9 protein-coding genes are annotated in these 9,281 nt (G+C 40.9%); 5 read left to right on the top strand and 4 right to left on the bottom strand.

Translation table 11 applies throughout. The annotated features are described in order from the left end of the window. Positions 1 to 530 precede the first annotated feature (530 nt). Together B5F08_RS07640 and B5F08_RS07635 are read left to right on the top strand one after the other, a co-directional pair. Entirely contained in the window at positions 531 to 1,478 is a 948-nt protein-coding gene (locus B5F08_RS07640; RefSeq protein WP_158096252.1) for a GDSL-type esterase/lipase family protein, read from the top strand. Positions 1,479 to 1,518: 40 nt separating this feature from the next. Beyond that, on the top strand, positions 1,519 to 1,986 hold the full coding sequence (locus B5F08_RS07635; protein WP_158096251.1) for a DUF4358 domain-containing protein: 468 nt from the start codon (positions 1,519 to 1,521) through the stop codon (positions 1,984 to 1,986). 55 nt (positions 1,987 to 2,041) lie between these two features. Here the strand turns inward: B5F08_RS07635 and B5F08_RS07630 are convergent, their stop codons facing one another. Genes B5F08_RS07630 through B5F08_RS07615 form a run of 4 tightly spaced genes read right to left on the bottom strand, consistent with a single transcriptional unit; the run spans position 2,042 to position 5,674 of the window. Next, entirely contained in the window at positions 2,042 to 2,875 is an 834-nt protein-coding gene (locus B5F08_RS07630; protein ID WP_087377984.1) for a deoxyribonuclease IV, read from the bottom strand. A 25-nt stretch (positions 2,876 to 2,900) separates the two neighbouring features. Continuing rightward, positions 2,901 to 3,833, bottom strand: a complete 933-nt coding sequence (gene cysK, locus B5F08_RS07625) for a cysteine synthase A (protein WP_087377982.1) — start codon at positions 3,831 to 3,833, stop codon at positions 2,901 to 2,903. A gap of 44 nt (positions 3,834 to 3,877) precedes the next feature. Continuing rightward, on the bottom strand, positions 3,878 to 4,558 hold the full coding sequence (gene sfsA, locus B5F08_RS07620; RefSeq protein WP_087377980.1) for a DNA/RNA nuclease SfsA: 681 nt from the start codon (positions 4,556 to 4,558) through the stop codon (positions 3,878 to 3,880). A 3-nt stretch (positions 4,559 to 4,561) separates the two neighbouring features. After that, complete coding sequence (locus B5F08_RS07615) at positions 4,562 to 5,674, bottom strand: endonuclease/exonuclease/phosphatase family protein (RefSeq protein ID WP_087377978.1); 1,113 nt, start codon at positions 5,672 to 5,674, stop codon at positions 4,562 to 4,564. Between the two features lie 244 nt (positions 5,675 to 5,918). Between B5F08_RS07615 and B5F08_RS07610 the strand changes: the two genes are divergently transcribed. The 3 genes from B5F08_RS07610 (at position 5,919) to B5F08_RS07600 (ending at position 9,069) form a co-directional block, all read left to right on the top strand. After that, positions 5,919 to 6,167 (top strand): (2Fe-2S) ferredoxin domain-containing protein, encoded by a 249-nt coding sequence (locus tag B5F08_RS07610; protein WP_087377976.1) that lies wholly within the window; start codon positions 5,919 to 5,921, stop codon positions 6,165 to 6,167. A 63-nt stretch (positions 6,168 to 6,230) separates the two neighbouring features. Then, on the top strand, positions 6,231 to 7,904 hold the full coding sequence (locus B5F08_RS07605; protein WP_087377974.1) for a [Fe-Fe] hydrogenase large subunit C-terminal domain-containing protein: 1,674 nt from the start codon (positions 6,231 to 6,233) through the stop codon (positions 7,902 to 7,904). Then, the gene (locus tag B5F08_RS07600) at positions 7,897 to 9,069 is read left to right on the top strand and encodes a SpoIIE family protein phosphatase (protein WP_087377972.1); all 1,173 of its coding nucleotides are present in this window, start codon (positions 7,897 to 7,899) and stop codon (positions 9,067 to 9,069) included. The genes B5F08_RS07605 and B5F08_RS07600 overlap by 8 nt, the downstream gene beginning before the upstream one ends. The last annotated feature ends 212 nt before the right edge of the window (positions 9,070 to 9,281 follow it).

The following is a 9,281-nucleotide window of genomic DNA, read 5'->3' as shown; positions in this document are numbered from 1 at the left end:
GCTGCCAGACCGCAAGCTTATTTTACAACAAAAGGAGTTTTATTTTCTACATCACCGGCTGTCGCCTTCTTTTGAACCACTCGCCTAGCGAGTGGTTTTCTATATACAATAAGGAGCAGTCTTTGTTGACTGCTCCTTGTTTTTTATACTGCAAATCAAAAATCAGAAATTATCTGACAGCAAAAATCTATTTTAAAATTTTATTATTCTGAGCTGTTAAAAAAATTTAAGGTTTATACAAAATGCGGCAGGCTTACTTTATTTAAATTGTGCATTTATGTCAACATAATTTCAAATTTCAGTTAATCAACAGATTTTAATATGCTAATACTGAAAAATAATTAAATTTTCTCTGATTTTTCGCCCCATTTTTATTGATGTTTTTTAAGGTAATTCTGTTGATTTTATTTGTATCATAATATATACTTAACAATAAAACAGTAAACAATTGGGTAAACCTGCTCATTTAAAAACGATGGTTTGTTTATCCTTTATCATACCTTTTTCTCATTTATAAAGGAGTAATTTTTGTGAACAAAGAATCACCAAGCGACAAAAACAAAAGACGAAAAAGAAGGTACAAAAAAGAGCCTTTGAGTCAGGAAAAAAAGGTTGCCGTTTTAATTGTATGTGCCATTGCATTTGTGGCAGTTATTTTCGGAGTAATATGTTTAATAAGCGGAAATCTGCTTTCTGTAAATCCGGAAACAACATCCACATCGGAACAAACCTCTGAGTCTGAAAGCACCTCAGAAGAAACAACGGAAGAAACCACAGAAACCACAGAAGCAACCACTGAAGAAACTACAGAAGCAGCATCAGAAACAACTACAGAGCCGTCATCATCCTCTTCAGACGGCAGTTACGATTATTCCTCACCTGTTCCCCAGTCGGCACCTGTTGATGACAGCTATTTCAGCGATGCGGTATTTATGGGAGACTCAAGAACAGAGGGCTTTGCACTTTTCTCAGGCCTTAACACAATGACTACATATGCAAGCCGAGGACTTAACGTAAGCACAGTATTTACAGACGCCACCATAGACCTTAATGGAACAATGGTTACAGCTATTGACGCATTGAGAAGCACATCTTTTTCAAAGCTTTACATAATGTTTGGATTAAACGAAGCAAGCTGGCCTTACAGTGAAGTATTTATCGATGAATACGGAGATATTATAGACGAGGCAAGGGCAATAAACCCCAACGCTATAATTTATATTCAATCAATTCTCCCTGTTACAAAAAGCTCTTCCGACGCCAGCGAAAGCTTCAACAAAACCAAAATAGACAGCTTAAACGTAATGCTTCAACAGCTCGCCGCTGAAAAACAGGTTTACTATATAGACTGCGAAAAAGCCGTTGCCAACTCCGAAGGATATCTGCCGGAGGAGTCATCCACAGACGGAATACACTTCGGTGTTCCGGAATGTGAAGCATGGCTTGAATATCTCAAGACCCACACTGTGTCACCTTGAGAAAACATAAAGGACTGAAATAATATAAAGGAGAATGAATATGAAAAAAACAATCAAAAAGATTATCTGCCTTGCAATGTGCGCTCTTACACTTTTTGCTTTTGCAGGATGCTCAGGCAGTGAAAACAAGGAACTTGATATAGAAAAATTATCAGGCGATCTTCTGGCTCAGGTTCAGTTTAAAGATACACTGACAAAGATTGACGACGATATGATATCAAAGCTTTACGGCATAGATTATGCTGAAGAGCAGATAGTATACGTAAGCACAGGAGCTACAGCAGAGGAAATCGCTCTCTTCAAGCTTAAAGACAGTGCAGACGCTCAGAAAGCTTACGACGCAGTAAACAAAAGACTTGACTATCAGAAAAACAGCTATGAGCTTTATATTCCTGAGGAAATGGTAAAGCTTGACGCCGCTGTTATAGAGCTTTACGGAAACTATGTTATCTTCTGTGTTTCCGACGGTGATACTGCAAAAACAATTATCGAAGAATACATAAAGTAATTTTACCAATACAAAACAACACCGCAGACTTTTGAATAGTCTGCGGTGTTTATTTTTAATCTCTGTAAAGGCTTCTTAAAAGCTTTATTTCCTCTGCATGACCTGCTTCATCAAGGGGAGTTTCCAGATAGAAAGGCAATTCTCTCAAAAGGGGATGATTTATTATTGCGGTTATAGCCTCGATGCCTATTCCGCCCTTTCCTATACACTGGTGTCTGTCCTTGTGACATCCCAGAGTATTCATGCTGTCGTTTAGGTGTATCGCCTTTAATCTTTTTATTCCTATAATTTTGTCAAATTCCTCAAGAACCTTATCTAGGGAATTTACAATATCATAGCCTGCGTCAAACACGTGGCAGGTGTCCAAGGTAACTCCCAGATATTTCTCAAGATTAGTTTTTGAAATTATCTCTGCAATTTCCTCAAAGCTTCTGCCAACCTCTGTTCCCTTGCCTGCCATTGTTTCCAAAAGCACTGTGGTTTTCATTCCCTCAAAAAGAACTCTGTTTAAAAGCTCTGAAATAAGCTCTATTCCCTTTTCTGCGCCCTGTCCCACATGGCTGCCCGGGTGAAAGTTGTAGTAGTTGTTAGGGAGCAGTTCCATTCTCTTTAAATCGTCGCTCATGGCTTCAAAGGCGAAACGCTTTGTTTCCTCCTTTTCCGCCGCAGGATTTAAAGTGTAGGGCGCATGTGCAAGGACGGGAGCAAAGGAGTTTTCCTCCATTATTTTTATAAGTCCCTCTATATCCTTTATGTCTATTTCCTTAGCCTTTCCCCCTCTGGGGTTTCTTGTAAAGAACTGGAAAGTATTTGCGTCCATTTTCAAAGCCTGTTTGCCCATGGCGGTAAAGCCCTTGGCAACAGACAGATGACTTCCTATTTTTAACATTTATTACCTCTTTGTTTTAAAATTATCAGTCGCCGTCAAAAAGCGGAGTTGAGAAATATCTCTCTGCTGTATCAGGAAGAACAGTTATAACTGTCTTTCCCTTTCCAAGCTTTTTGGCAAGCTTCAATGCGGCGGCAACATTTGTACCGCTGGAAATTCCGCACATTATACCCTCTTTTGAGGCAAGCTCTTTTGCTGTTCTTATTGCCTCTTCGTCGCTTACGATATATATGTGGTCGTAAATGCTCTTGTTGAGATTTTCAGGGATAAGTCCGTCGCCTATACCCATCTGGAGATGTGTTCCAACATTTCCGCCTGCGAGAATTGCGGCATTTTCAGGCTCTACCGCCCATATCTCGATGTCCGGATACTGAGCTTTCAGCACCTCGCCGATACCTGTAATAGTACCGCCTGTGCCTATTCCTGAACAGAAACCGTCGATTGGGTCTTCAACCTGCTCCATAATCTCAAGGGCTGTTCTTCTTCTGTGAACCATTGGGTTTGCAGGGTTTGAAAACTGCTCAGGCACGTAAACCTTTGGATTTTCCTCTGCCATTTTCTTTGCTGTTTCAACGCATTTTGCAATGCACTCGCCGATATTTCCGTCGTCGTGTATTAAAATAACCTCTGCGCCGTAATGATGAACAAGCTTTCTTCTCTCAACACTTACGGAGTCAGGCATAATTATAATTGTCTTATAGCCTTTAACAGCGCCAATAAGGGCAAGACCTATTCCCTGGTTGCCTGAGGTCGGCTCAACAATTATTGTGTCGGGCTTTATAATGCCGTCCTTTTCGCCCTGTCTTATCATATTGTAGGCTGTTCTTGTCTTTATTGAACCGCCTACGTTTAAGCCCTCGTATTTAACCAGCACTCTTGCGCTGTCCTCGTCTACCATTTTATTAAGCTGAATAACCGGGGTCTGTCCCATAGCCTCCAGCACATTATTATATACCATTTTATATTTACCTCTTTCTCTGTTTTTATTTTGCACTGTATCTATTATATCACAACAGGAATTTGTGACAAGAGCGAAATGCTGTTTGGCGTAACATTACAGGTGTAGGCGAATATTTCAATTCCCGCTTTCTGCACCTCTTTCAGCTTATCTGCAAATTCCGGATGTGTTTTTCTATTGGGTGTAAAATACTTTGCCTCTTTTAGCTGCACAACAAACACTACACAGCCGCCGTATCCGTTTTTCACTGCGTCTTCAAGCTCTGTAAGGTGCTTTACACCTCTTTCCGTTGGTGCGTCGGGAAACAGCACCACTCCCTCATCCTCAAGGGTAACGCCCTTAACTTCGGCAAAATACTCTTTTCCCTTTCTTTTAAAATAAAAATCGAACCTGCTGTTTTTGTACTTTCTTTCCCTTGCAATATATTCTATGCCGTCTTTAAAGCTTCCGTCATGGATAAATTCAGAAAAAGCCACATTGGGCGCCTGACTGTCCATATTTATAAGAAGCTTTCCCTTTTCCACCGCCACAAGGTCATAGGCGGTTTTTCTATTTGGATTGTCGGATTTTTCACAGTAAACCGTTGAACCCGGCAAAAGCAGTTCCCTGCATCTTCCCGTATTCTTTACATGAACCACCTGGACTTTACCGTCTATTTCCACATTGGCTATAAATCTGTTGGGACGGCTTATAAACTTTCCGGCGGCTATATTTTTGTAAAACATAAATCACTCTTCCTCAAGCTGTGCGGTCAAAACCACCGGATTGTGGTCTGAATTTTCAAATCCGCAGTCCAGGGTTTCCACACTTACGGACTTTACATTTGGTGAAAGTATAAATCCGTCCAGCACATAATACTGTGTGTTTTCGCTTTCCGGATTGTAAGGCTCGTTTAAAAGTCTTGCGCTTGGTACATCGTCGTCGGAAACTATCTGCCATCCCTCAGGGAAAAGACTTGTGTCAACCACTCCGGGAACAAAATACTCGTCGTTTACAACTTCGTACTGTTCGCCCTGAACATCCGGAAATGTCTGGTTAAAATCTCCGCCGGCTATTACATAATTGCCCTTTTCATATTCATTTTTCAAGAAGTCGGAAAGTATCTGGGTTTGAAGCTTTTTGCCCTCTCCGTCGTCATAGGCGTCAAGGTGAAGATTTACAAGCACCAGCATTTTATCGCTGTTTTCTATTGGCACATACTCAACCAGCAGACATCTTTTAAGCTGGCAAAGGCTTACAGGCCAGGAAAAAGCTGTTGGGAAACCAACTCTCAATGCGCTTTCGTTTGCTGTAAATTTATTGAATATAGCAACGCCCGATTCAACCTCGCCGATTGTCGGCAAAGGATAAGGCACATATTTTACACGGTAATTTGTGGCATATGCGGCGCTGTAATCTTCAAGGCTTTCCGATATTGAGGAATACTCGTTGACATGGTAAGAGCGTTTTGAGGACTTGTCAACCTCCTGAATAAAGTTTACGTCCGCATCGGCTTCCTTTATTGTATTGATAATTCCGGAAAGATTTTTCTCGATATTTTCACGGCTTTCTGTGTTTACGGTTTTTCCCCCGTCCATAAAGAAGTCGTGGTCCTTATCGTTGGCGCAGTAGCCTATATTGTAGGACAGCACGGTGAGAGTGTCACCTGCCGCAACTGTTTTTTCTGCGTTTTCTGCTTTTTCTACAGCTACACCTTCATACTCTGAGGGCTTAAACTCAGTGGCTGTGAGATATCCCGCCAAAGCAAAAAATCCTATTACAAACACAAGAACCAAGGCAAGAATACCTTTAAGAATCTTTACAGGCAAAGAGGTCTTTTTATCTTTTTTCTTTTTCGCCATAACTTCCTCCAATATCATAAAGCAATACATTTTAACAGTCGTTAATCTAAAAATTTATTATACAATTATTTTTAAAATTTAGCAATATTCAAACCTTAAATGGACATGCATTTTCTAATTTCACTGTTAAAAAGTTAAATTATCGCTTGTTGATAGTTGAAAAACGTAGAAACTTATTATATAATTAAGAAAGTTACTGTATACATTTAATAAAAACAATAAATTTTGATTATAGGTGATACTTATGGATATATTTGTATGCATCGGCAGTTCCTGCCATCTCAAAGGCTCTTACGATATTGTAAACCTTATGACAAAAAGCCTTGAGGAAAACGGTCTTACCGACAAGGTAAATTTAAGCGGCGCTTTCTGCTTCGGTAAATGCTCCGGCGACGGTGTTACAGTTAAAATCGACGACGAAATAATAAGCGGCGTAAACAAAGAAAATTTCAAAGAGATTTTCAACAGCTATGTACTTAGAAAATTCAAATAAAAAATCCACCTGTGATTTTTAAATATATCGACGGAACTTAAAAAATAAAAGGAGAAAAAAGCGATGAATTCTTGTATTCAGTTTAAACCCTCTAACTGCCGCAACTGTTACAAATGTATAAGACATTGCCCTGTAAAATCCATACGTTTTGAAAATAACCAGGCGCATATTGTCCATGACGAATGTATCCTCTGCGGTGAATGTTTTGTAGTCTGTCCCCAGAATGCAAAGGAAATCAGAAACGATGTTGACAAGGTAAAGGAAGTTATCAAATCCGGAAGACCAGTTTACGCCAGCGTTGCTCCTTCCTTTGTGGGAAACTATGACGGCGCAAACATCACCATGTTTGCAAACGCTTTGAAAAAGCTGGGCTTTACAGATGCCGAGGAAACTGCTCTCGGCGCTAATATCGTTAAAAACGAGTACGAAAGAATGATTGAAAGAAATGACAGCAACGTTATTATCTCTTCCTGCTGTCATTCCATAAATACACTTATTCAAAAATACTATCCTGCGGCTCTGCCTTTCCTTGCCCACGTTATGTCACCTATGCAGGCACACTGCAAGGAGATTAAAAAGGCACATCCGGACGCATTTACAGTATTTATCGGCCCATGCATTTCCAAAAAGGACGAGGCTGACAAGTATCCGGAATTTGTAGACGCAGTTTTGACCTTTGAAGAGCTTACCGGCTGGTTCAACGAAAAGGAAGTTAAAATAGAATACTGCGAAGACCAGTCACCTAAGGGCAGGTCAAGACTTTTCCCCACCACCGGAGGAATTCTCCGCTCTATGAAGAGAAACCACGACATCTGCACATATATCTCCGTTGACGGCGTTGAAAACTGCAAAAACGCCATCCAGGACATTATAGACGGAAAGGTAAACAGATGCTTTATCGAGATGTCAGCCTGTGTGGGAAGCTGTATCGGCGGCCCAGCTATGGATAAGAGAAAATCCCCAATCGGCGACTTTATGCGTGTTGACGAATACGCAGGCAACGACGATTTTGTTATGGATATTCCTGCATCCGAAGAGCTTACCAAGGAAATGAAGTACATAGGCATCAACAGACAGAAGCCGGGCAGCAAGGCTATTGAGGAAATCCTCAGGAAGATGGGCAAAAACAGTCCTGCCGACGAGCTCAACTGCGGAAGCTGCGGATATGAAACCTGCCGTGACAAGGCTATGGCTGTTTATTTCGGCAAGTCCGACATCAACATGTGTATGCCTTATCTTATAGAAAAAGCGGAGTCCTTCTCCGACACAATTATTAAAAACACTCCTAACGCTATTTTTGTTTTGAACGAGTCTTTGGAAATCCAGCAGATGAACAAAACAGCAAGAGAGATGTTCAATATTAAAAATATTCACGATGTACTCAACGAGCCTGTAGTGAGAATTTTAGACCCGCTCCCATTTGTAAACGTATTAAACGACGGCGTAAACATAAGGGACAAAAAGGTTTACCTTGCAGAGTACAACAAGTACGTAGAACAGACAATAATACTTGACAGAAGCTACCACATTATGATTTGCTTTATGAGAGATGTTACCGAAGAGGAACTCCAGAAAAACAAAAAGGAAACCATGAGCAAAAACACTGTTGACATAGCCGACAAGGTTATTGAAAAGCAGATGAGAGTAGTTCAGGAGATAGCTTCCTTGCTGGGAGAAACCACTGCGGAAACAAAAATTGCCCTTACCAAACTTAAGGAGTCGTTGAACGATGAATAATCTTTGTACCGATATAGGTTTTAAAAGCGTCAACAAAAAAGGTGAGCAGCTTTGCGGCGACCACATGGAGATAGTGGAACAGGGGGAAAATTCCTTTGTTATGGTTTTGGCTGACGGTCTTGGAAGCGGCGTAAAGGCGTGTATCCTTTCAACCCTCACATCAAAAATCATCTCCACTATGATGGCCAACAACCTTACAATCGAGGACTGCGTTTCCACAATAGCAAGCACCCTTCCTGTGTGCGAGGTAAGAAAGGTTGCCTACTCCACCTTCACCATTATACGTGTTGTAAACAACGAGTATGCGGAGATTATCCAGTATGACAACCCTATGGTTATACTTCTCCGTGACGGAAAAAATTACGACTACCCCACCACCACCATGGAAATCGGCGGTAAAACAATATATAAATCAAAGCTCGACCTTCATGAGGACGATGTTTTCCTTGCCATGAGCGACGGCGCAATTTATGCCGGAGTCGGTAAGTACATGAACTTCGGATGGCAGAGGGACAACATAATCACCTTTATGGAGGGCATATACGAAAAGGAATACACTGCAAAAACTCTTGCCACAATTCTTTTGGACGAATGCGAGCGTCTTTACGGCTTTGAGCCGGGCGACGACACAACAATCGGAGCTATTAAAATCCGTGCGAGAAAACAGGTTAATCTGATGATAGGTCCTCCGAAAGACCCGGCGGACGTAAACAAAATGGAAGCTCTGTTCTTCTCAAAAACCGGAAAGCACATTGTCTGCGGAGGAACCACCTCCACTCTTGCTGCCCAGTATCTTGGAAAGCCGGTTATTCCTGTGCTTGATTACCTTGACCCTGAGGTTCCGCCAATCGCTAAAATCGAGGGCGTTGACCTTGTTACAGAGGGTGTTATAACCATGAGCAAGGTTTTGGAATACGCCAACGACTATTTAAGCGACAATGCACTTTATTACGACTGGAGCAACAAAAGCGACGGCGCTTCACAGATTGCCCGTATGCTTTTCGAGGACGCCACAGACATAAATTTCTTTGTTGGACGTGCGGTAAACCCTGCCCACCAAAACCCAAATCTTCCCATAAACTTCAACATTAAAATGCGCCTTGTGGAAGAAATTTCCGAATGTCTTAAAAAGATGGGCAAGCGCATAAAGGTAAGTTATTTCTGATATTTTGAAAATCGGAAAAAAACGGATTTTTTCCACAAAATTTTCTTTATATTAACAAAAATCCATTAAATTTTCTGTTTCAATATTTGCTTAAATATGTTATACTATGAATATACGACAATATTAAAAATTCGGCTTGCAATAGCGGCAATGTCAATGTATAATATAGTGCGTCGGTCATACATGTAAAATTGTATATGACTTGTAGAATA

The sequence above is a fragment of the Anaeromassilibacillus sp. An172 genome, from assembly GCF_002160515.1.
GTDB lineage: Bacteria > Bacillota > Clostridia > Oscillospirales > Acutalibacteraceae > Limousia > Limousia pullorum.
This window is presented reverse-complemented; position numbering and strand designations above follow the sequence as displayed.

Bases quoted from the DNA above. Each gene is read 5' to 3' on its own strand.
- B5F08_RS07600 (WP_087377972.1), top strand. From the start codon at position 7,897: ATGAATAATCTTTGTACCGATATAGGTTTTAAAAGCGTCAACAAAAAA.
- B5F08_RS07610 (WP_087377976.1), top strand. From the start codon at position 5,919: ATGGATATATTTGTATGCATCGGCAGTTCCTGCCATCTCAAAGGCTCT.
- B5F08_RS07635 (WP_158096251.1), top strand. From the start codon at position 1,519: ATGAAAAAAACAATCAAAAAGATTATCTGCCTTGCAATGTGCGCTCTT.
- sfsA (WP_087377980.1), bottom strand. From the start codon at position 4,558: ATGTTTTACAAAAATATAGCCGCCGGAAAGTTTATAAGCCGTCCCAAC.
- B5F08_RS07615 (WP_087377978.1), bottom strand. From the start codon at position 5,674: ATGGCGAAAAAGAAAAAAGATAAAAAGACCTCTTTGCCTGTAAAGATT.
- B5F08_RS07605 (WP_087377974.1), top strand. From the start codon at position 6,231: ATGAATTCTTGTATTCAGTTTAAACCCTCTAACTGCCGCAACTGTTAC.
- B5F08_RS07630 (WP_087377984.1), bottom strand. From the start codon at position 2,875: ATGTTAAAAATAGGAAGTCATCTGTCTGTTGCCAAGGGCTTTACCGCC.
- cysK (WP_087377982.1), bottom strand. From the start codon at position 3,833: ATGGTATATAATAATGTGCTGGAGGCTATGGGACAGACCCCGGTTATT.